This window comes from Acinetobacter sp. 251-1, from assembly GCF_030329305.1.
Classification (GTDB): Bacteria; Pseudomonadota; Gammaproteobacteria; order Pseudomonadales; family Moraxellaceae; genus Acinetobacter; species Acinetobacter piscicola_A.
This window is the reverse complement of record NZ_JACANS010000007.1, coordinates 133,286-155,082: the sequence shown is the minus strand read 5'-3', so window position 1 is coordinate 155,082 and position 21,797 is coordinate 133,286. Positions and strand designations below refer to the sequence as shown.

At 37.1% G+C, this 21,797-nt stretch carries 23 protein-coding genes; 10 read left to right on the top strand and 13 right to left on the bottom strand.

The features are described from left to right. Window positions 1-177: 177 nt before the first annotated feature. Entirely contained in the window at window positions 178-537 is a 360-nt protein-coding gene (locus HX129_RS07575; protein ID WP_130075177.1) for a hypothetical protein, read from the bottom strand. Window positions 538-762: 225 nt separating this feature from the next. Here HX129_RS07575 and HX129_RS07570 point away from each other — a divergent pair, with 225 nt between their 5' ends. From HX129_RS07570 to HX129_RS07560, 3 genes are all read left to right on the top strand, one after another. Continuing rightward, window positions 763-996 carry a hypothetical protein gene (locus tag HX129_RS07570; RefSeq protein ID WP_130075178.1) on the top strand — a complete coding sequence of 78 codons (234 nt, stop codon included), beginning with the start codon at window positions 763-765 and terminating at the stop codon, window positions 994-996. Window positions 997-1,130: 134 nt separating this feature from the next. Then, window positions 1,131-1,508: a DUF2750 domain-containing protein gene (locus tag HX129_RS07565; protein ID WP_130075179.1), complete on the top strand. Its 378-nt coding sequence runs from the start codon at window positions 1,131-1,133 to the stop codon at window positions 1,506-1,508. Window positions 1,509-1,708: 200 nt separating this feature from the next. Next, window positions 1,709-2,140 (top strand): CBS domain-containing protein, encoded by a 432-nt coding sequence (locus HX129_RS07560; protein ID WP_130075210.1) that lies wholly within the window; start codon window positions 1,709-1,711, stop codon window positions 2,138-2,140. Between the two features lie 62 nt (window positions 2,141-2,202). Here HX129_RS07560 and trpB read toward each other — a convergent pair whose 3' ends face one another. From trpB to HX129_RS07515, 9 genes are all read right to left on the bottom strand, one after another. Beyond that, entirely contained in the window at window positions 2,203-3,411 is a 1,209-nt protein-coding gene (gene trpB, locus HX129_RS07555) for a tryptophan synthase subunit beta (RefSeq protein WP_286435102.1), read from the bottom strand. Between the two features lie 61 nt (window positions 3,412-3,472). Then, on the bottom strand, window positions 3,473-4,660 hold the full coding sequence (locus HX129_RS07550) for a vWA domain-containing protein (RefSeq protein WP_286435103.1): 1,188 nt from the start codon (window positions 4,658-4,660) through the stop codon (window positions 3,473-3,475). A gap of 15 nt (window positions 4,661-4,675) precedes the next feature. Next, a complete protein-coding gene (locus HX129_RS07545) occupies window positions 4,676-5,527 on the bottom strand; it encodes an AAA family ATPase (RefSeq protein ID WP_130075182.1) in 852 nt (283 codons plus the stop codon). Window positions 5,528-5,547: 20 nt separating this feature from the next. After that, a complete protein-coding gene (locus tag HX129_RS07540) occupies window positions 5,548-5,967 on the bottom strand; it encodes a hypothetical protein (protein ID WP_286435104.1) in 420 nt (139 codons plus the stop codon). Then, window positions 5,957-6,262 (bottom strand): YcgL domain-containing protein, encoded by a 306-nt coding sequence (locus HX129_RS07535; protein ID WP_130075211.1) that lies wholly within the window; start codon window positions 6,260-6,262, stop codon window positions 5,957-5,959. The genes HX129_RS07540 and HX129_RS07535 overlap by 11 nt, the downstream gene beginning before the upstream one ends. Before the next feature lie 144 nt (window positions 6,263-6,406). Beyond that, window positions 6,407-7,549 (bottom strand): ribonuclease D, encoded by a 1,143-nt coding sequence (locus tag HX129_RS07530; protein ID WP_130075184.1) that lies wholly within the window; start codon window positions 7,547-7,549, stop codon window positions 6,407-6,409. 411 nt (window positions 7,550-7,960) lie between these two features. Next, window positions 7,961-8,557, bottom strand: coding sequence for a recombination mediator RecR (gene recR / locus HX129_RS07525; RefSeq protein ID WP_130075185.1), 597 nt, complete (start codon window positions 8,555-8,557; stop codon window positions 7,961-7,963). Window positions 8,558-8,568: 11 nt separating this feature from the next. Beyond that, the gene (locus HX129_RS07520; RefSeq protein WP_130075186.1) at window positions 8,569-8,898 is read right to left on the bottom strand and encodes a YbaB/EbfC family nucleoid-associated protein; all 330 of its coding nucleotides are present in this window, start codon (window positions 8,896-8,898) and stop codon (window positions 8,569-8,571) included. A 91-nt stretch (window positions 8,899-8,989) separates the two neighbouring features. Further along, complete coding sequence (locus HX129_RS07515; RefSeq protein ID WP_130075187.1) at window positions 8,990-10,177, bottom strand: O-succinylhomoserine sulfhydrylase; 1,188 nt, start codon at window positions 10,175-10,177, stop codon at window positions 8,990-8,992. 138 nt (window positions 10,178-10,315) lie between these two features. Between HX129_RS07515 and HX129_RS07510 the strand changes: the two genes are divergently transcribed. The 5 genes from HX129_RS07510 (at window position 10,316) to HX129_RS07490 (ending at window position 14,664) form a co-directional block, all read left to right on the top strand. Then, a complete protein-coding gene (locus tag HX129_RS07510) occupies window positions 10,316-11,413 on the top strand; it encodes an alpha/beta fold hydrolase (protein ID WP_286435105.1) in 1,098 nt (365 codons plus the stop codon). Between the two features lie 4 nt (window positions 11,414-11,417). Beyond that, window positions 11,418-12,290 (top strand): NAD(P)-dependent oxidoreductase, encoded by an 873-nt coding sequence (locus tag HX129_RS07505; protein ID WP_130075189.1) that lies wholly within the window; start codon window positions 11,418-11,420, stop codon window positions 12,288-12,290. A 325-nt stretch (window positions 12,291-12,615) separates the two neighbouring features. Beyond that, entirely contained in the window at window positions 12,616-12,846 is a 231-nt protein-coding gene (locus HX129_RS07500; RefSeq protein ID WP_286435116.1) for a YARHG domain-containing protein, read from the top strand. Between the two features lie 51 nt (window positions 12,847-12,897). Next, on the top strand, window positions 12,898-13,311 hold the full coding sequence (locus HX129_RS07495; protein ID WP_130075191.1) for an HIT family protein: 414 nt from the start codon (window positions 12,898-12,900) through the stop codon (window positions 13,309-13,311). A gap of 273 nt (window positions 13,312-13,584) precedes the next feature. Next, entirely contained in the window at window positions 13,585-14,664 is a 1,080-nt protein-coding gene (locus tag HX129_RS07490; protein ID WP_130075192.1) for a porin, read from the top strand. A 187-nt stretch (window positions 14,665-14,851) separates the two neighbouring features. On the opposite strand, the gene HX129_RS07485 is transcribed toward HX129_RS07490, so the two are convergent. From HX129_RS07485 to HX129_RS07475, 3 genes are all read right to left on the bottom strand, one after another. Continuing rightward, window positions 14,852-15,211: a 5-carboxymethyl-2-hydroxymuconate Delta-isomerase gene (locus tag HX129_RS07485; RefSeq protein WP_218946259.1), complete on the bottom strand. Its 360-nt coding sequence runs from the start codon at window positions 15,209-15,211 to the stop codon at window positions 14,852-14,854. A 97-nt stretch (window positions 15,212-15,308) separates the two neighbouring features. Then, entirely contained in the window at window positions 15,309-17,024 is a 1,716-nt protein-coding gene (locus HX129_RS07480) for a DEAD/DEAH box helicase (RefSeq protein WP_286435106.1), read from the bottom strand. A 61-nt stretch (window positions 17,025-17,085) separates the two neighbouring features. Beyond that, entirely contained in the window at window positions 17,086-19,116 is a 2,031-nt protein-coding gene (locus HX129_RS07475; RefSeq protein ID WP_286435107.1) for a hypothetical protein, read from the bottom strand. Between the two features lie 278 nt (window positions 19,117-19,394). Here HX129_RS07475 and mdh point away from each other — a divergent pair, with 278 nt between their 5' ends. After that, window positions 19,395-20,567 (top strand): iron-dependent methanol dehydrogenase, encoded by a 1,173-nt coding sequence (gene mdh, locus HX129_RS07470; RefSeq protein WP_130075196.1) that lies wholly within the window; start codon window positions 19,395-19,397, stop codon window positions 20,565-20,567. 191 nt (window positions 20,568-20,758) lie between these two features. Beyond that, window positions 20,759-21,724 carry an alpha/beta hydrolase gene (locus HX129_RS07465; RefSeq protein ID WP_286435108.1) on the top strand — a complete coding sequence of 322 codons (966 nt, stop codon included), beginning with the start codon at window positions 20,759-20,761 and terminating at the stop codon, window positions 21,722-21,724. The last annotated feature ends 73 nt before the right edge of the window (window positions 21,725-21,797 follow it).

Below are 21,797 nucleotides of genomic sequence, written 5' to 3'. Positions count from 1 at the left end.
GAGCATGTACTACCTCGAATGTAGAAGTAGTTTAATCCTGAGGCAATAAAAAATACAGTGTTTCAATAAAATACACACAAAATTAAGGGTTATTCAACAAGCTAGTGTAAAATAACCCTGATGATCATATGGCTCAATATTACACCGCAAAAGCGATACTCCATTTGCCCAAATAATTTAGTTTAAGACTGAGCGAATCACTGCAAAATATAAAATAAGTGCAATAATTCCTAAGGCTAAAAACACTGTAAATACACTGACACCACCTTCTGCATCAGCTGGATGCAGATCATCATCATCTGCTAAACGATGTAATTCACCATCGTAAACCCGATAAAATCCTAATTTTTGCAAAGGTTCAAGATTTCGTGTATAATCATGCACACGCTTTCTTTGCGCTAAGCAAAAATTACCTAAATGAATTTCTTGGTGAAATATTGCTTCGTCCAATTGTTTGCGGTGATACTGAGCAAGTGCAACAATTTGAGACTCAGTCGGAGGTACATCAAAATTAAAACCATCTATGATATGTGTCATATTTGTTCTCCTTTTTAGTCGTCTTCCTTATATAGATTTTAATAAAAATTGTTTTTGATTATTGTTTAATCATGTAATCATAAACCATACGATCTAGTGTCTCAAAATAGTTGACAAGTTAAGTAAAATGTAATATTAGTTTAATAAAGAGAAGTTAAATTAGTAGTGTTAGTAAAAGACCTCATGGGAGGTCTTAATGATCATAATTACAATAAGGAGTTATATATGATTCATCAACTTTCTCAACATGACTTAGAACATGTTTATGCAAATGCGGTAAATACGATCCATTCAGAAATGAACTTTGTAGATGCAGTAAAACAGTTAGAAGACGCAGCAAAAGCTGGTCATGGTAAAGCAGCAATGTTCTTAGCAGAACTCTATTTCCAAGGTTTCCGTGTAGAACGTGATTCTTTAAAAGCACAATATTGGCAAAAATTAGCCACAATGCAAGCATAACAAAACGTCACTTAGGTGGCGTTTTTTAATGCCCCCCTTTTTATTTATATTTGTTTACGAATTAACAGCAAGCTTACATCAAAAGAACAGCCGAATCACTTACAATAGTCTTGTATCAAATTCGATTGTTTATCATGAAAAAATACATCCTTCTTCAACCAATTTCTAAAGAACTGACAATTAAACTCTCTATTCTTAAATCTCTCATGTACTGTGGTGTTTTATGGGGCTTATATCATCAAGGTTGGGCAATGAAGACCGACAAAAATGACATATTCTTTCCATTTTGGTTAAATTCTTTGCAAGCATATCAATATGCTAGCTTACATTGGCCACAATACACCCCAAAGAAAATCACACCGAAAGACTTTCAAGAAGCATTACTACCAACCCTAACACGATTGAATGTCAAACCTGCTTTATTCAATTCATCAGGTCGCAAATTCAAACTTTCAACGCTACAAATGCACCATTTTTTCTTTCATAATTCCATGCAATTTCATGCAATTTAATTTTAAATTGCATGAATATTTTCTTTCCCCTCGCACTCAAAATTTTTATTTTGCGCCCATCATCTGTAATTTAAGCTTTTCCTGACGAAAGATTAAACAAACTATTGTTTTTTTCTGCAATTGTCATAAGAAAGTATTTGCATTCTTTTAAAATAAAGCTAAGTTAAAAGAGTGCAATAAAAACGAAAAGGAAAATAATGATGACCACAGTTGCTCAAGTGATTCATAATAAAATAGGTCAAGAAATTTTTACAATTTCGCCTGAACATACCGTCTTGCAAGCCATTACCATTATGGCAAATAAAGGCATTGGCGCATTAGTGGTTACCGAAAACACAAAGGTGGTGGGCATCTTATCTGAACGTGATTACACGCGTAAAATTGCTTTGATGCAACGTACTTCTGACCATACCACTGTGGCAGAGATTATGACACCAAAAGTGATTTCTGTAACACGTAATAACACGGTAGAAGAATGTCTAGGTCTAATGACCGATCGCCATTTACGTCATTTGCCTGTCATTGAAAATGATGAATTAATCGGTTTTGTTTCTATTGGTGACCTTGTAAAAGCAACGATGGAAGATCAACGACAACTGATCGAACAATTAAGACAATATATTTCAGGTTAATTTTTAAATCGCCATAAAAAACCTAGCTTAAGCTAGGTTTTTTATGGCATCAACTGTACAAATTAGTGTAAACCTAATTTCCCTGCAACAAAGTCTGCGTCTTTATCGCCACGACCTGATAAATTGACAACAATTTTTACATCTTTTGGCATTTTTGCAGCTTCACGTATTGCCCAAGCGACTGCATGTGAGCTTTCTAAAGCAGGCACAATCCCTTCAACACGAGACAAAGTCATAAATGCATCTAAACATTCTTGATCTGTTGCTGTGGAATATTCCACACGCCCTAAATCTTTTAAAAAGCTGTGCTGTGGACCTACCCCAGGATAATCCAAACCTGAAGCAATTGAATGTACAGGTAAAGGCTCACCCTGTTCATCTTCTAATACATAACACGCCATACCATGTAATTGACTCGGTTTACCCAAGGTCAATGTTGCCGAATGCATATCTGTGTCTAAGCCATGGCCTGCTGGCTCAACCCCGACCAGTTTGACATTTTCTTCATTTAAAAATGCAGTGAATGCGCCCATTGCATTTGAACCACCACCGACACACGCCACGACATAGTCAGGATTTGTACCAAAACGTGCATTGGTTTGAACTTTAATTTCATCACCAATAATCGCTTGGAAATCACGAACCATTTTTGGAAATGGATGTGGACCAACCACTGAACCAATGGCATAAATGAAATTTTTCGGATCTTTTAAATATTCTTCAAAAGCACTATCTACCGCATCTTTTAACGTTGCTGTACCACGCGTTACCGAAATCAGGTTTGCGCCTAAAATTTTCATTTTAACAACGTTTGGATGCTCTTTTTCAATATCCACTTGTCCCATATGAATTTCACATGAAATCCCGACTAAAGCACACGCAGTTGCCAAAGCCACACCATGCTGTCCTGCACCTGTTTCAGCAATCACTTTGCTTTTACCCATATATTTAGCAAGCAAAGCCTCACCTAAACAATGGTTAATTTTGTGTGCGCCTGTATGGTTTAAATCCTCACGCTTTAAGTAAATCTGTGCGCCGCCAATTTGATCAGACAAACGCTTCGCGTGAAATAAAGGGCTTGGGCGACCTACATAATTCGCAAATAAATCAGCAAGTTCATTTTGAAATTCAGCCGTGTGACGAATTTCTTCATACGCCACATTAATTTCATCCATCGCTTGTTTTAAATGGGGTGGAATAAATTGACCGCCGTATTCACCAAAAAAGCCATCTTCATTGGGTAAAGCAATGCCATTTATTTGATGTGTCATTTCATTCCTCAGATCATCAATCAGTTTCAATTCAAACAGAAATTATAAATATTTTTTATAACTAACGGGATAAGTATTTCGTCAAATCTTCAATACCCTTCAAAGTCATCGGATACATATGATCATCAAAGATTTGCTTAATCCAACCAATCGTTTGCGTATAATGCCAATAATTTTCTTGTTCTGGATTGAGCCACGCTGTTTTTTCAAAATGTTGACGTAAACGACGTAACCACACATCGCCTGCCTCATCATTCATATACTCAACCGAACCACCTACTGACTTCAACTCATAAGGTGCCATACTGGCATCACCTACCACGATGACACGATAATCCTTGCCATAGGTATTCAATAAATCCCATGTATTCATTTTAGTAGATGAACGGCGAAAATTATCTTTCCATACATAATCATATAAACAGTTATGGAAATAAAAATATTCCAGCGTTTTAAACTCAGTTTTAGCAGCACTAAATAGTTTTTCACACTGTGCAATATGAGAATCCATCGATCCACCGACATCAAACAGCATTAACACTTTGATGCGATTACGGCGCTCAGGGATCATTTGCACATCTAAAATTCCCTGTTTAGCAGTTTCATAAATGGTACTGTTAATATCCAGTTCTTCAGCTGCACCTTGACGAGCAAATTTCCGTAGACGACGCAAAGCCATTTGCATTTGACGTGTACCTAAGATTTGTTCATCATCCAAATTTTGATATTTACGCTGTTCCCATACCTTAACGGCTGAGTTTTTCCGACTTGGACCACCAATCCGCACACCTTCGGGATGATCCCCAAATGCACCAAACGGTGATGTACCGCCTGTACCCACCATGCGGTTACCACCTTGATGTTTTTTATGCTGTTCGCGTAAACGCTCTTCTAGCATTTTCATCAATTCTTCTAATGAACCCGCTTTCATCAACTCCGCACGTTGTTCAGGTGTTAAATGCTTTTCAAGCAGTTCTAAATCAAACCAATCTTTCGGTAAATTTTGAACTTTACTCAGCAAATCATCGATATCAAAGGTTTGAATCCCCTCGAAATAATCCTTCATTGCACGATCAAACTTATCAAAGAATCGCTCATCTTTGACCATGACTGTTTTCACGAGTTGATAAAAATCATCTTGATTGGCAAAGACGAGACCTGCCGCAATGGCTTGATTGAGATCAATCAATTCACGTGTTGAGACAGGAACACCATATTTTCGTAGGGTATAAAATAATCGCACAAACATTTGGCGATCCCCCTATTAACGACGCGACATAAAGGCTAAACGTTCAAGCAATTGCACATCTTGTTCGTTTTTAATCAGCGCACCATATAAAGGTGGAATGGCTTTAGATTTATCATGATTACGCAATACATCTTCTGGCATATCATCTGCCATGAGCAAACTTAACCAATCAATCAACTCAGACGTTGAAGGTGGTTTTTTCAAACCAGGCACTTGACGTAATTTAAAGAAAACTTGTAAAGCTTCAGTCACCAAAGTCGATGAAATTTTCGGGAAATGCACTGCAATAATTTCACGCATGGTTGCTTCATCAGGGAATTCAATATAATGAAAGAAACAACGACGCAAGAATGCATCTGGAAGTTCTTTTTCATTATTTGAAGTAATAATCACAATCGGACGTTGAGTTGCTGTAATCGTTTCCCCTGTTTCATAAACAAAGAACGACATTTTGTCGAGTTCATGCAACAAGTCATTTGGAAATTCGATATCTGCTTTATCAATTTCATCAATCAATAAAACACAGCGTTCTTCACTGGTAAAAGCTTCCCACAACTTACCGGGTTTAATATAGTTTTTGATGTCATAAACACGGTCATCCCCGAGTTGACTATCACGCAGACGTGATACAGCATCATATTCATATAAACCTTGCTGGGCTTTGGTAGTCGATTTAATATGCCAAGTAATGAGTTTAAGACCTAAACTCTCAGCCACTTGTTCAGCCAATAAGGTTTTCCCTGTACCTGGCTCACCTTTCACCAAAAGCGGCTTTTGCAACGCACGTGCTGCTTTGACTGCAAGTTTCAAACTATCAGTCGCAATATATTGCGCTGTCCCTGTAAATTGTTGTGCTTCCACAGACATAATAAACCTTTATTTTTTATTTAAAGTGGTGATGTGTTCTTCGTTGACGTTGTTTTTTGCATTAAATTTTTATTTGCTTGGTATTTCGACCAAAAAAAGCCGAGCACTAAGCCGATACCGATGACAAAAACAATCAGCGCGATATTCGACCAAATTAATGGAGAATCTTTGGTCAGTATCCCGAAAAGCAATCCAAAAAATGCAGGTGCAATTGCAGAATTAGGTCCTTCTGAAATGGTAGGCGTTGCAATAACAGCAAATACAATAATCCATGTAATCCCACCCAGGGGTGAAGGTAGACGTTTTGCAATCGAATACCAACACCTTAAAATAATCAGTGTCCCAAGAATATAGACGGTGATCGCAATATTGTCTTCTGGTATAGAATCAAATAGGTTGAGGAAATTTGTCCATATTCCCGATAACTGCTCAAGCACCACGTAGCCCCTCTGGCTCTACCGCATTTGGATTAATTAATCCTTCTGGCGGCATTTGAATAAAGAAACCTTTTGTTTGTAATGAATCTAACACATGTAAAACATTCACACGCGCTAACTTACGAGATTCACTTAATTCCAAATGCATCACATAGGTTGCACGACCAAATGCAACACGCAAAGGTTCAGCTAAAATGTCAAGTGGATCAGCATTTTCAGCTTCATTTGGATGATTTGGGCGAGCCACATAAAGATACATTTCATCTTTTTTGCTCGACTTATAAATATCACAATGCATTTTATTCAACAGCATAACTAAAACTCAAACACAGCATACATGAAAAAAACAACCGATACATTAGTGTTTGTTAACGCATCAGTCGTTATTTTATGCTGTTTGTAAATTCTTTAACCAATTTATTTTAACTCAATCCACATATGCTTATGGGAAAACTTCCATTTGCATAGAAAGATACTGTTTGTCATTCATCAAGATTTTAAGCAATGGTTGTGTTAATGCCTCATAGCGCCAACCCAATAAATAACGGGGCAAATCCTGCTCATCACGTTGAAAAACCACGTGCTGATACAATGCATTCATCCATTTTTTACGCATCAGGACTTCTTTCGGAATTTGCTTTTCCGTAGAGACATTTAAAATTAAATTCTCCACAGTCTGTGCAACCTCCTGTGAGGAATGTTTGATTGGACGTGCTATACGTAATGGCCATTCATCCATATCGGGTAAAAATTTTAATAAATCTAAAATCGTTTTTCCATGTTCACGCACAATATGTGGACGAATATCTTTGCTTTGAGACAACTGGAAATTGTTTTTCGGATTTTTTTCTACCAAATCATGCATGGTCGAATTTTTTAAAATAAAGCTTCTTGGCTGATTTAAAGCTTTCGCCAATTCCTCACGCCACAAACTTAATTGTTGTAATTGCATCAATTGTTTACGTGAATGACGATAGTTACCAATGTCTGTATATAATTTATCTTTTGGTGTTTCTTGTGCAATTTCATAAGTGAGATTTTTACAATCTTCAACCACGCAATTATAGATATTTTTACGGTTCAATTGCTGCTTTAAATCATCTGCTAATTGCATAATATATAATACATCATTTGCAGCATAATCCATTTGCTTACCCGTTAAAGGACGTGCTAGCCAGTCTGAACGCGTTTGATCTTTATCAATTTCAATATCCAAAACTGTTTTCAATGCAGACTGATAACTGACTTGCAAACCATGTCCTAAAAATGACATGGCCACTTGTGTATCAAAGACATTTTCTAAACAGTTTTTTTGCGAATAATGATAAATCAGATCAATATCTTCACTGCATGCATGAAATACATTCTGCTCTGCCTGATAAATAGATGCCCAAAAACCTGATAAATCTAAAGTTGTTCCATCAAGTAAAAATACTTGATCACAGACATTAATTTGGAACACGCCAAGTTTTGGCCATAATGTATCGACTTTGATAAATTCAGTGTCGAGACCATAAATAGAGCTCTGACGCATTAATTGGATCACATGGTCGAGTTCGTTTTGCTGATGAATAAATTGAAACATGTCTGTTTTGCGTCAAGATGTTACATTTAAATAAAATGTTGATTTTACCTTAATATATAAAATATAAATATAATATTTTTAAAGTAATTTACAACAAAAGCTATATTTTTCAGCAATATCAACACACCAAATGTATTTGAAAAATAGTTTTTAACACTTAATTCCTATATAAATCCATTTATATCTGAATATCACTTGAAAACAATCATTATCATGATTGAATTGCATCGTGGCATAAATTTACATTTTCTGAGTAGCTATTCTGCATCGTAATTGTAAATATTTATATTTAAAGCATAACCTGATGAAAAATGGATTAATTATTCGCTTGACCTATACATATTTGCACAAGATTCAAACCAAACAAAATAAACCCTAAATCAAGTTTAAAAAAATAAGCACATGATGTGCTTATTTCATTTGCATCCGATTATGGACAGCTTGACTCAGTGTATGACTGTCGACATATTCAAGCTCACCACCTTGAGGTACACCCTGTGCAATACGGGTCATTTGTATCCCTAAATGCTTGGTTGCTTCTACCAAATAGTGTGCTGTTGCTTGTCCTTCAACAGTTGCATTGGTCGCTAGAATCACTTCTTGGATTGGGTTATTTGCCAATCTTTGTACCAAATAAGGAATGCCTATTTCTTCAGGTCCAATCCCATCTAAAGGTGATAAATGCCCACCTAAAACGTGATATTTCCCTTTAAAACTGCCACTTTGCTCTATTGCCATAACATCCGCAGGTGACTCAACCACACAAAGGATTTGATCGTTGCGTTCTGTAGACTGACAAATATCACAAATTTCATGTTCAGTTAAAGAATGACAAATACTACACTCATGAATATAAGACGTCGCTTCATTTAAAGCAGATGCCAAAGCCACAGCACCTTCTTTATTTTTCATAATCAAATGCAATGCCATACGCTGTGCCGACTTTGGTCCAACACTGGGCAATATTCTTAATGCTTGTACCAATTGATCAAAACGGTTACTAAACACCTAAGTGACCCTTAAAACATGCCTGCAAGACCTGGTGGTAAACCCATGCCTGCATTTGCTTCTTTCATTTTTGCTTCAGATACGACTTCTGCTTGACGTGCAGCATCATTCATTGCTGCAGCGATCAAATCTTCAATCATGTCAGCATCATCTTGTAAAAGTTCAGGACTAATTTCAATACGTTTTACCACATTGCGACAAGTCATTGTCACTTTGACTAAACCACCACCCGCTTCGGCATGAACCTCAGTTTGAGCAAGTTCTTCTTTTGCCTTTTTGACATTGTTTTCCATATCTTTTTGCATGCGTTGAGCTTGCTGCATGAGCATATTAATGTTCATAAAATTCTCCGAACATAAAGTGGTTTAAATTTTCATAACTCAAGTCTGCACCGAACATGTAGACTTGAGTATTTTTTCATTCAAGTAGATTCTAAATTAAATCTAAGCCACGAGAAAGGTCACCGATAATATCATCAATGTTTTCCAAACCTACAGATACACGGATTAAACCTTCTACAATGCCTGCGGCTTGTTTCGCTTCATCTGACATTCTACCATGTGAGGTGGTTGCTGGATGGGTAATGGTCGATTTTACATCGCCCAAGTTACTGGTGATCGACAAGAAACGAGTGTGATCAATCACAGTCCAAGCCCCCTGACGCTCACCCTTCACCACAAATGAGACTACACCACCAAAGCCTGATTGTTGTTTTTTAGCCAAATCATGACCTGCATGGTTAGGTAAACCTGCGTAATACACTTTTTCAACTTTTGGATGTGCATCGAGCCATTCTGCAAGTTTTTGTGCACTTTCACAATGTGCTTTCATACGTAAACTGAGGGTTTCTAAACCTTTTAAGAAAATCCACGCATTAAATGGACTCATTGAATTACCTAATGTACGAATTACGCCATTAATTTCTTCAACAAGTTTGTCTTTACCAACAACTGCACCACCTAGCGCACGACCTTGCCCATCAATATATTTTGTTGATGAATAGACGATCAAGTCTGCACCAAATTTAATCGGTTGTTGTAATACAGGTGTACAGAACGTATTGTCCACGGCAAATAAAGCACCATGTTCATGAGCAATATCCGCAATCGCTTGCATATCACCTACTTGTGCCAATGGGTTAGATGGCGTTTCGATAAAAAGTAACCGTGTATTTGGACGAACAGCTTGTTTCCAACCTTCTAAATCTTCTAAGTCTACAAATGTCACGTCTACAGCAAATTTAACAACGTATTTTTCAAATAAAGAAATAATTGAGCCAAACACAGCACGTGAACAAATCACATGATCGCCTGCCTTAAGATACGCCATACAAACTGCATGTACCGCAGCCATACCTGAACTTGTTGCCACTGCACGTTCCGCACCATCTAAAACGGCTAAACGCTTTTCAAATGCTTGTACCGTTGGATTGGTATAACGAGAATAGGTATTTCCTTCAATTTGTCCAGAAAATTTAGCCGCAGCATCAGCCGCATTTTCACATACAAAAGACGATGTAAGGAAAATTGGCTCGCTATGCTCACCTTCAAAACTACGTGTATGTCCTGTACGAATTGCTAATGTATCCAGTTGGTATTCTATCTCATCTTGTTGGCTCATGTTAAATTCAGTGATCCACTGCCTTTGTAAAGTATTGCTAATATTTTGAGCGTCTAGTGTATTTAAGGTCAAGGTATAATGTGAAATTATCGCTTAGACTTCAATCAAACTTTTATGATTTCTGGACTAAACCGCCTTATGGAACAATTAACGAGTGATTCTCAAGTCCGTTCGAGCAAAATTAAAAATTTATCTAGACGCATTTTCAAAGGTAAATCACTAGTTTTATCGCAAACCACGCCTTATGAAATCATTGGTCACCACAAGCAGGCTAAAATTCGCTTTTATGCCGCAACTGAACGCAAATACTTAGAACCCTTAGTATTTGTTGCACCACTTGCAATCAACATGTCTATTTATGACCTTTATCCTTATCGTTCTTTAATTAAATACTTTACCGAACAAGGTTTTGATGTCTATTTATTAGATTGGGGTAAACTTAACTATAAACATCGCAATCTCAATTTTTTAAATTTTATCGATGAAGCAATTCCGTATTGTATTGACCAAATTCGCACGCATTCTAAAAGTGAACAAATTTCTTTGCATGGTTGGAGTATGGCAGGGATTTTTGTCTTGTTATATACGGCGTTAAGACAGCCCAATTATGTCAAAAATCTGATTGTTTTAGGCAGTCCGATTGACAGTTACTCCTCAGGTGGCATTGGCAAACTTTATAAAAAAATCAATATACTTTTATCTAAAAATCATAAAATTCAACAATCGATTTATCATGGCATCATTCCAAAAAGAATCTTACACACACCGGGTATTTTAAATGCAATCGGTTTTAAAATTTTAGATCCCAAAGGTTGGTACGAAGGTCATAAACAACTGTTACTCAACCTAGACGATGAAAAATTACTATACGAGCATGCAACTTTGGGCAATTTTTTAAACCATATGATTGATTATCCAGGGGGGGTTAATCAAGACATGTTGTTTAATATTTGGCTGCAAAATCCGTTAAAAACAGGTGCAATCCGTTTAAAGGAACATACCATTGAGCTAAAGAACATTGATTGTTCACTTTTAATTGGTGCTGGAAAAAATGACCAAATGGTCACTGCAGCCTCTGTTAAGCCTTTGAGCGAATTGACAAACAGCAATGATGTCACGTTTACTCTAATTCCGGGTGGGCATTTAGGCTTAATGTCGAGTCAAAAAAGTGCGGAAGAATTTTGGCCGATGCTTGCCCAATGGTTAGATAAACGTTCAACACAATATAAGGACTAAAACAATGATCCAATCAGTTGCATTTATTGGCTTAGGTGCAATGGGCTATCGTATGGCAGCACATTTACCAAAACATTTTAATGAGGTCTATGTTTGGAATAGAAATCATGACAAAGCTAAGCAACATGCAGCTGAATATGGCACACAAGCGGTTGATTTACGCCAAGCGAGTCAAGCCGATGTCATTTTTTCTTGCTTACCGACCAGTCAGGAAGTAGATGCTATTTTGGCGCAAGTACAACTCAAAAAAGGCTGCATTTGGGTAGACTGTACCAGTGGTGTACCTGAAGCAGCCAAAGCACAAGCTTTACACTTGGCTGCACAAGGTGTTCATTTCCTAGATGCGCCTGTGAGTGGGCAAACCATTGGTGCAGAAAATGCAACTTTAACTTTTATGGTCGGTGGCGACTCAGATGCTTTTCAACAGGCACGACCTGCCATGCAAGCTATGGGGCAATTGATCAAACACGTGGGTGGATCAGGTGCAGGCTTTGCCGTTAAAGCCATTAACAACATGATGATGGCTGTTCATCTCTGTGCTGCAGCAGAAGGGTTTACCACCCTTAAAGCACATGGGGTAAATTTAAATGAAGCATTAGCCTGTATTAATGCCTCGAGTGGTAAAAGTGGTGTTACTGAAACAGCTTTACCTCAACGGATTTTAAACCGTGAGTTTCCACTGACGTTTGCCCTACCGCTTTTAGCTAAAGATACTGGTATTGCAATCGATTTAGTGCGAGAAGCAAAACTTTCAGCCCCTGTGATTGGCTTAACCCAAAGTTTGATCCAAGCTGCAAATGCTTTAGCTGAACCGAATAGTGACTTTTCAACTGCGATTAAACTCTATGAATCATGGAGTAACATCACTTTAGAATAATTAAGCGATTAATTAAAGATTCAACACAAATAATTTTAAAGAGCATGCGCGCACTAACGCATGCTTTTTTCATATTGAAAATTCCATGACTAAAATCGTGAGATGAACATCAATAATGCTTTACTGAGTCAAAATGACTCGTCTTTAAACCCTGATATTAAATATATGAATGAAATATGAATTAAAATTACACATGAATAATTTTTCGCCATTGAAAAACAAAGATTGTCCCCTATAATCTAAATGATACAAGTGACAATCCAATATGTCCAATTGAGGTAAACTCATGAAAAAGTTGTTCGTTACAGCCTTTACATTTACTAGTATGTTGATCAGTTCTTATACTTTTGCAGCAGATAACGCACAAGAGTGTAAAAAATTGCAAGATGACTATAATGTCATTTATGCATCAAAAGGTTTCTGCTTCAAAGATCCTGAAGCAAAAGCAAAATTTGGCAATGAAAATTGTTTTACTTCAAAACCTAAGTTTTCTGACAAAGAACAACAAAAGTTAGATCAAATTGCTGCGCGTCAAAAAGAATTAAACTGTAAATAACGCTATGATAGACACATTCACAGTTTAAACCGCATAAGCAAGGAATTTAAAATGGCTTACGATGATCAAAATATTTTTGCACGAATTTTACGTGGTGAACTTCCTGCTATCAAAGTCTACGAAGACGAACAAGTGCTGGCATTTATGGATATTATGCCACAAGCCGATGGTCATACTTTAGTCATTCCTAAAACCCCAGCCGTGACATTACTTGATCTACCACCTGATGCAGCAGCATATACTATTCAAGTGGTACAAAAAGTTGCCAATGCCATGAAAAAGGCATTAGACCTCAAAGGAATTGTACTCATGCAGCTTTCAGGAGAGGCCGCTGGTCAGACCGTGCCACATGTGCACTTCCACCTCATTCCAAGCTCAGTACATGAACTTGGCAAGCATGCAGCACAAATGGGCGATCAAGAAAAAATCAAAGCCTTTGCAGAAAAAATCAAAGCTGCGCTTTAAAAAATTTAAAAATAAAGACTAAATCGCAACATCTCAATGAGGCTTTTAAAGCCTCATTTTTTTATTGTGACCAAAATAACTTCCATTCATTCAGCTCTTTTTCATTCTGTTCTTAGCATCGTCATCAAAATGTCATCTCCTCTTCACCCATTTGTAACAAAGTTTGCAGATACTGCACCCAAGTTAGTAAGTATCGTAAAGATTTGTTTCTTACTTACTCAATATAAAAAGTGACAGGGCCATGCCCGACAGAACTGATTTGGAGAAATCTCAATGAAAAAAGTGCTACTCGCTGCCGCAGTTGCATCATTCGGCTTAAGCGCAGCGCAAGCAGCGCCAACATTGTACGGTAAGCTCAATGTTTCGTTAAACCAAGTTCAAAATTATGATTTTGCTGATAATGATGAAACCCAATTAAATTCAAATGCTTCACGTATCGGGGTTAAAGGTGAAGAAGCATTAACAGATCGTATTGCAGCAGTATACCAAGCAGAATGGGCTGTCTCTACAGATGGTTCAGGTTCGGATACAGATTGGAGCGCACGTAACCGTTTTTTAGGTCTTAAATTTAAAGACATCGGTACAGTAAAAGCAGGTAACTACGATTCTTATTTCAAAACTGCTGCGGGCAAGTACCAAGATATCTTTAATGATGACACAAACTTAGACATTACCAAAACCATGCATGGTGAAGAGCGTCTTAAAAATGTAGTAGGCTTTGAAACGGATAAAAACTTAATCGTTCCAGGCTTACAGTTCAATCTAATGACACAAGTTGGCGAACACAATTCTACTGAATACACAACAAAAGAAAATGATAGTTTCAGTGGCATTTCTACTTCGATTTCTTACGAAAATAAAGAGATCGGTTTAGCTGCTGCAATTGCAGGTAACTTTGCTGTACCAGGTGATTATGCTGCACTTAGCTTAAAAGATGTTGAATCTGATGCTTACCGTGTAACAGGATCATTAGACCTCGGTGCTTTAGGTGCAAAAGGTCTAGTGTTTGGCGCTTTATGGCAACACGCTGAACTCTCTGATTCACCTTCTGCTGCTGCATTGACTGCTGCTAAACTTAAACCTGAAGCTGCATCTGCTGAAGAAAAAGCGTGGGCAATTACTGCTGGTTATACAATTCCTGAAACACCTGTCACATTGAAAGCACAGTATCAATCTGCTGAAACCACAGCAGATGGCATGACTGACCGCACCATTGATCAATATGGTGTTGGCGTAGACTATAACTTCAACAAACAAACTCGTTTTTATGGTGTTTTAGCACAGCAAAAACACGACTGGAAAGCCGAAGACAAGAAAACTGTAGTTGGTGTGGGAATGGAATATAATTTCTAATATCGCCACAACAGCAACAGATAAAAGGAATATGAGCAATCATATTCCTTTTTTATATGTTCATTTTAAATTCGATCGCTTTGTCTATTCTTTAGATCATTTTTCGTATTTGATCGAGTGACGATCATTAACGATCATTGGATCAAAAGAGATTTAAAAATTAAATCTCTTTAACATGATATTACTTCTATTTTAACACACTGATTTTTCCATACACTTCTTTTGGCATTTCAGCGATTTCCACACATAATTGAATTTCTAAGCCTGATGCTTGATATTGGTCAAAATCTTTTAAACATGCCAATAATTGTGCAGACATCCGTTGACGTTGTTCTAAGGTACGCCCTGTCAGGATGCCTAAACGCACATGAATATACGCTTGATGATTGTCACCAAAACCAATTAAAAAATCTTGATTGGCACGAATACGTGTCTTGATATTAAAAGGATGATCAATTAAACCTGTATCAAACAAAGCATGGTTTAAATTTAACATCAAATCTTGCTGATTCAGCGCTTTAATATTGTCTGAATATTCAACGACCATTTGTGGCACGATACACTTCCTTTTTTGACATTTTGCCAAATTAACGCAAATAACTTAAATCTAAAACGCAATATTTTGTTCAATATTGCATCGTACATTATTCAATAAATAATAAGGCTAAACGTACTTGGTCATAGCCCATTTTTGGATTCGTCAATTCAACAATTGGACGCAATTTGATTGCACCTTCTTCACTAAAATGGCTTGGATCTTGACGTTTTTGCAATTTTTTATAGATTTTACGGACTTGCTCAAGCACATTTTCATCGGGGCTTGCCACTGAAATATCCAAGCCTTGTTCGCGGTGTAATTTTGCTAAATGGTTAATGATGGTTGCAGGCGTCAAACCACGCTCATTGGCAATATCCTGAATTTCATAACCATTTTCAAATAACTCACGAGTTTCGTCCAATGTTGCTGTCGCGTAATTGGTTTTACCGGCATTTTTCGCTAACTTTTTCTCATTGCGTTGAATTTCAGATGCATTCAATGTCCCTCCACAATGTCGAATAAATGCATTGTGTTGAACAGTTAAATCTTCCTCAGCAAAGTGCTGTTCTGCCTCAGTTGAAAGCTCTTGGAAACGGCGATCCGCTTTAATGGCTAAACTGTCTAATTCTAAGGCTTGTTCATTAAAACCCAGTAAACGCAGACCTTCGATGGATTTCAAACGTGATAATGCGACATAACCTTGCCCTTTTTCAAAAGTATGAGACAAGTTAATTTCAGCAGCTTCTAAGGTCATGCCTTGCGATTTATGAATGGTAATTGCCCATGCCAAACGCAGTGGAACTTGTTGTAAACTCGCAATGGTTTTGCCTGCATCGTTGTCTACAGACCAAGTTTCAGGTTCGACCAATAGCGTTGTACCATCTGTAAGTTTTACCTTAGGCAACAATCCCAGTTCATCATCTTCTTCAAAACCGACCACTTCCCCTAAGCTGCCATTGATATAGCCCATGTCAAAGTTGTTTTTAACAAACATGACTTTGGCATGTTTTTTTAGGGTTAATTCGTCAGGTGCACGAACTGAAGACTTCAGTGTTTCGATCAGTTTTTCATTACCATCCGCCACTGCAACAAACTGGTGTTCTTTGCCTGAAATTTCATTTAAATGTTTATAATTAATATTATCCACATCCATATTGTGGGTATATAGACGTGTATAAGTGTCACCAATATTTTGATTGCGTGTGTTATGTAAAGCTTGAAGGTGTTGTGGTTGAATGTTTTGCGCGCGAATGGCATTAAGAACATCATTTAATGCTGAATCATCTTGACGATGTTGCTCAGTCAAATAGCAAACACGGAATTTTGCTTCCACCCAAGCATTTGACATAAAACAAAACTTATCACGGTTTTTTTCATCATTTTTTCCTACGGGGGGTAACTGGAAAAAATCCCCCGCTGCGATGACTTGAATACCACCAAAAGCTTCATCTGATTCTTTGAAGTATTTTAAGACTTGATTAACCAAATTCAGTTGTTTGGCATGTAACATTGAAATTTCATCAATAATCAAGACTTGGGCATTTTCCAAATGCTCTTTTAAATATTTACGTTCTTTCATACGCTTCAGATCTTCATCTGAAAGTACATCTTTAATACCGATGCCTGCCCATGTATGAATAGTCATCCCATTCATATGCGTTGCAGCAATCCCTGTAGATGCTGTAATCGCCACAGGCACTTTACGCGCTTTTAGATAGTTTATATATTGATTTAATGTATACGTTTTTCCTGCACCTGCGGAACCTGTCAAAAAGACATTTTCACCTGTTTTCATGAGTTTCAGCGCAGTTTCTTGTTTCATAACAACCTAGACCTTATCAGACTGCTCTAGCCTAACGATTTTTGACAAAAAAGTTAAGTTTTTATGCCAAAATCCGCTCATCAACCCGCCGTTTACGTAGCATCAAATTAAATTCAGCAATAAAAGCATAGACTTTATTCAGACAACTTTCGTCTGCTGCACGATTGCTTGGGTATTTTAACTGATCAAAATACAATTGATCATCTTTGTACACACAGCCCAACGTCAAACATTGTGTAGGATGTTGCTCTGGATAAATGTGAAAAGCGACATATTCTTGTGCCAACATACGCTCAGTATATGAATGTGCTAAACAATGTTTATAGTCGACAGACTCTTGAATGACGCGCTCTAACTCATGTAATTCTTCAAAGCACCAACCTTCAAAATAAATGATCGGCTCAGGTGAAATCGCTTGCCAACTTTCAGTTTCAATTCTACTTTTTAGATAATTTAAAGTGCTATCAAATTCAAGTTGCTGATGCCATTCATATGCTTGCTGAAATAAACCTTGCCAAGTCAAATTCTTATTTACAAAACGCTGCTGTGCAAAATGATCCAGTAAATAGTCTGCTACATAAGAATCAAACACACTGATCGAACGCTGCTGCTGTGTAAAATGATATTTAAAATATTGTCGGAACGCGATGACTTCTGTTTTAGACTGTTTTAAAGCCTTAAAAAAATCATGTTGTTGATGCGTTTTAGGATCAATAAAATCCCATAATTCTGTCGGTAAAGTCGAAATAATATGTTGTAAAAACAACATATAGGCTTGCATTACTCGGCTGAGTTTCACATAACATTTTTTCAATAATTTGGGATCATTTTTTGAAAGAATATGCACTAATTCTAGCCACTCTTCGATATATAACATCGAAGCACTAATAGCATTTTTTTGATCTAAATGTTCCCGACTTTCATTTAAACGATATTTTTGATTTTCAGGATTTAAGAACCACTGTTGCTCAAGCGATAAATGACGGCAGTCGGACAAAAATAAACGTCCTGCAATATTTTCAAAATATTTTAAGGTCAGTAAAATGACTTGTGGATGTATATGACTACAATCTAAAAAGCTCAATGCCGTAACTGCAACACGTACATTTGGGCTTTGAATCACTTGGCTGAGCCATAAATTCAACTCAAGCTTTTGTTTGAAAATCCAATTGACTGCTTTGCTTTGATAAAACACAGGTAACCGTGCGAGTTGTGAATCATCCCAATACAGACTTTTTGCATCTAAAAAGTGTTTTTTATCCAGTAAATCCTGATATTGCCAATAGCCTCGATGCATCAATTTTGCATAAGCAAGCACATGCGGTTTTTCAATGGCATGTTGTCGTAATAACTGAAAATCTTGTTGATGATCAATCAGATTCATCAAACTAAATTGTTCAGGATAAAAACATTGCACTAAACAATAAATGTCTTGAGGTAAAAATTGTTGTGCAGAAAAGCATAACTCCTCATAGCTTGAAATGAGCTCATTTACAGCAATAAATTGTTCACCTTTTATGGAGTTTACCAAACATAAATGTTTGATATTTAACTCAACCTCTAAAGGGACTTGTACCCCATGTTCTGCAAATGCAGTTAAATGTGGCTGATCATAATAATGTTGCTGTATCAATAACTGATCAATCAATACTGCATCTGGTACTGAAATATTGTAAATAAATTGTTCTATACGATTTTCAGCATCGACCCATTGAAAAGCTTGCTCCATCAAGATTTGACGCAACACTTGCACATTGGTTTTTACTGTTGTCGGATGCTGTGCTAAACGATTGCCTGTAAAAAATATCATGTCTTGTAAAATAAATTTTGAAATTTTTTCTACAGCAAGTGCATCTTGTACATGTAACTGCAACATTTCACTTTCTTGATTAAAATCAATTATCAACAAACCATTTGCTATAGAGATCCGCTTATTTTTCTCATCAATTTGCAGCATATTCTGTGCATGAATATGTTGTAAATAACGCCATTGTTCTTGAAAAATAGAGAACAATACAGGCGCAATTTTTAATAATTGTTGTGCTGTCCACTGATGTGGAGGTATATGCTGTTGATCATCAAATGGCAACATATGGATCTGTTTCTCAACTCAAGTATTCCCCTATACAAACCCATTATAAGCCTTCTATTTTAAAGATTTGTTCTATTTTCAATTTTATTTTTTATGAAAAACTTTTCATTATTTCATCTAAACACTTCGTAAATTAAAACTAAATCATTAATTCTATTTATTTTTATTTGGTAGGTGTTTCGTAGGTATAAAAACACCTGTGCTTAGACAATACTCATTCTTAAGGTGATCATCACCTGTTGGATGATTAATAACAAAATGGTAGAAGGAATCGCACCATGGCTTTTAAAAATATTGCAGATCAAACAAACGGCTTTTATATTCCTTGTGTTTCATTATTTGGACCCGGCTGTGCCAAAGAAGTCGGTATAAAAGCACAAAATTTAGGTGCTAAAAAAGCACTTATCGTGACTGATGCCGGTTTATTTAAATTTGGCGTTGCCGACATTATTGTTAATTACTTAAAAGATGCTGGCGTAGACAGCCATGTTTTCCCAGGCGCAGAACCCAATCCTACAGATGTTAACGTTCACAATGGTGTGAATGAATATAATGAAAACGGCTGTGACTTTATTGTTTCTTTAGGTGGCGGCTCATCGCATGACTGCGCGAAAGGGATTGGCTTAGTCACAGCAGGTGGTGGACATATCCGTGATTATGAAGGGATTGACCAAAGTAAAGTACCTATGACGCCGTTAGTGGCCATTAATACAACCGCAGGTACAGCATCTGAAATGACCCGTTTCTGTATTATTACCAATACAGATACCCATGTTAAAATGGCAATTGTCGACTGGCGTTGTACACCACTCGTTGCTATTGATGATCCTAAACTGATGATTGCAAAACCTGCGGCTTTGACTGCTGCAACAGGGATGGATGCATTAACACACGCCGTTGAAGCCTATGTATCTACAGCAGCAAATCCAATTACAGACGCATGTGCTGAAAAAGCCATTACCATGATCAGTGAATGGTTACGTCCTGCGGTTGCAAACGGTGAAAATATTGAAGCACGTGATGCTATGGCGTATGCACAATATCTCGCAGGCATGGCCTTTAATAACGCCTCTCTTGGCTATGTGCATGCCATGGCGCATCAATTGGGCGGTTTCTACAACCTTCCACATGGCGTTTGTAATGCAATCTTACTGCCTCATGTCTGTGAATTTAACTTAATTGCTTGCCCAGATCGCTACGCAAAAATTGCACAACTAATGGGTATCAATACGCATGGTTTAACACAAACTGAAGCCGCGAATGCTGCAATTACGGCAATTCGTGAATTATCAGCATCAATTGGTATTCCGTCTGGTTTAGCAGAACTTGGGGTCAAAGCCGAAGATCATGCCGTGATGACAGCAAATGCACAAAAAGACGCATGTATGTTGACCAACCCACGTAAAGCAACAGATGCACAGGTTATTGGTATTTTTGAGGCGGCAATGTAACACTCTCCCTTTTTGCTTTATTTTGGCTAGCCTTGGGAATATCTTGATAGATATTCCCTTTTTTTATTGCGATGAATATTCAATAAAAACAGTAAACTCAAAAATCAAACATATTCAACTTGTAAAAACTTCACCATTCAACCAAAACGTTTTATGATCATTCATAGCTCACAAATTGGATGTCAGTAAAAATGTTGAACTCACAAACTTTAAATTATATGCCTGACATTCTCGGTACAGGCTTTGAACAAGTCACTTTAGATTTTCCTGATGATGATCAAGGCAAAGTGGTTGCGACGCTGATTCGTAAGAAAGCTGCTCAACAAACCAACAAAGCTGTTTTATATATTCATGGTTTTATTGACTATTTTTTTCAAAAGGAAATGGCTGAGCAGTTTAATCAACATGGCTATGATTTTTATGCGCTTGATCTTAGAAAATATGGGCGCTCATATCGTCCGCATCAGAAATATTATTATGTAAAAAACTTAAATGAATACGATGCCGAAATCCATCAAGCCCTCGATATTATTGCATCGGAACAGCATGAAAGTGTAGTCTTGGCAGGACATTCCACAGGTGGGCTGATTGCCACGCTTTTTGCTGCACACCACTTAGACCATCCAACGATTAAAGCTTTATGGTGTAACAGTCCATTTTATGACTTTAATATGAATATTTTAAAGAAAAAATTAGCACTGCCTCGTTTAAGTAAGCTAGGACAAAAATTCCCAAATTTGAAATTCCCAAGTGAATTAAATAAAAATTATGTCCCAAGTTTACACAAAGACTTGTCTGGAGAATGGGACTTCAACCTGACATGGAAACCGACAAAATATCCTAAAGTGTATTTAAGTTTTGTACATGCCATTTTTGAAGCACAAAAAGAAATTCATGCAGGTGCAAAAATCGATATTCCAACACTTGTGATGCATTCGCACCAAACCAAAGCTCCTAAACGTATGAATCGAGCTGCTAAAACCAGTGACATTATTTTAGACGTGAAAGACATTGAAAAATACGCAAATAAATTACAAGGTGATGTCACTGTCATTACAATTAAGAATGGATTACATGATTTAGTGCTGTCAGCATCACCGGTACGCATTCAAGTCTATGAAAGCTTATTTCAATGGCTGAAACAAAAAATAGGATGAGATTCAAGCTTGAGTGTGACTAAATCAATGCTGAAAGAAGCTGTGTAAAACAGCTTCTTCATTTTGTATTAGT

Bases quoted from the DNA above. Each gene is read 5' to 3' on its own strand.
- HX129_RS07575 (WP_130075177.1), bottom strand. From the start codon at position 537: ATGACACATATCATAGATGGTTTTAATTTTGATGTACCTCCGACTGAG.
- HX129_RS07565 (WP_130075179.1), top strand. From the start codon at position 1,131: ATGAAAAAATACATCCTTCTTCAACCAATTTCTAAAGAACTGACAATT.
- HX129_RS07485 (WP_218946259.1), bottom strand. From the start codon at position 15,211: ATGGTCGTTGAATATTCAGACAATATTAAAGCGCTGAATCAGCAAGAT.
- HX129_RS07510 (WP_286435105.1), top strand. From the start codon at position 10,316: ATGGAACAATTAACGAGTGATTCTCAAGTCCGTTCGAGCAAAATTAAA.
- HX129_RS07480 (WP_286435106.1), bottom strand. From the start codon at position 17,024: ATGAAACAAGAAACTGCGCTGAAACTCATGAAAACAGGTGAAAATGTC.
- trpB (WP_286435102.1), bottom strand. From the start codon at position 3,411: ATGACACATCAAATAAATGGCATTGCTTTACCCAATGAAGATGGCTTT.
- HX129_RS07535 (WP_130075211.1), bottom strand. From the start codon at position 6,262: ATGCATTGTGATATTTATAAGTCGAGCAAAAAAGATGAAATGTATCTT.
- HX129_RS07515 (WP_130075187.1), bottom strand. From the start codon at position 10,177: ATGAGCCAACAAGATGAGATAGAATACCAACTGGATACATTAGCAATT.
- HX129_RS07545 (WP_130075182.1), bottom strand. From the start codon at position 5,527: ATGTCTGTGGAAGCACAACAATTTACAGGGACAGCGCAATATATTGCG.
- HX129_RS07520 (WP_130075186.1), bottom strand. From the start codon at position 8,898: ATGAACATTAATATGCTCATGCAGCAAGCTCAACGCATGCAAAAAGAT.
- HX129_RS07495 (WP_130075191.1), top strand. From the start codon at position 12,898: ATGGCTTACGATGATCAAAATATTTTTGCACGAATTTTACGTGGTGAA.
- HX129_RS07500 (WP_286435116.1), top strand. From the start codon at position 12,616: ATGTTGATCAGTTCTTATACTTTTGCAGCAGATAACGCACAAGAGTGT.
- HX129_RS07490 (WP_130075192.1), top strand. From the start codon at position 13,585: ATGAAAAAAGTGCTACTCGCTGCCGCAGTTGCATCATTCGGCTTAAGC.
- HX129_RS07550 (WP_286435103.1), bottom strand. From the start codon at position 4,660: ATGTTTGTGCGATTATTTTATACCCTACGAAAATATGGTGTTCCTGTC.
- HX129_RS07530 (WP_130075184.1), bottom strand. From the start codon at position 7,549: ATGTTTCAATTTATTCATCAGCAAAACGAACTCGACCATGTGATCCAA.
- HX129_RS07465 (WP_286435108.1), top strand. From the start codon at position 20,759: ATGTTGAACTCACAAACTTTAAATTATATGCCTGACATTCTCGGTACA.
- HX129_RS07570 (WP_130075178.1), top strand. From the start codon at position 763: ATGATTCATCAACTTTCTCAACATGACTTAGAACATGTTTATGCAAAT.
- HX129_RS07560 (WP_130075210.1), top strand. From the start codon at position 1,709: ATGACCACAGTTGCTCAAGTGATTCATAATAAAATAGGTCAAGAAATT.
- HX129_RS07475 (WP_286435107.1), bottom strand. From the start codon at position 19,116: ATGTTGCCATTTGATGATCAACAGCATATACCTCCACATCAGTGGACA.
- mdh (WP_130075196.1), top strand. From the start codon at position 19,395: ATGGCTTTTAAAAATATTGCAGATCAAACAAACGGCTTTTATATTCCT.
- HX129_RS07505 (WP_130075189.1), top strand. From the start codon at position 11,418: ATGATCCAATCAGTTGCATTTATTGGCTTAGGTGCAATGGGCTATCGT.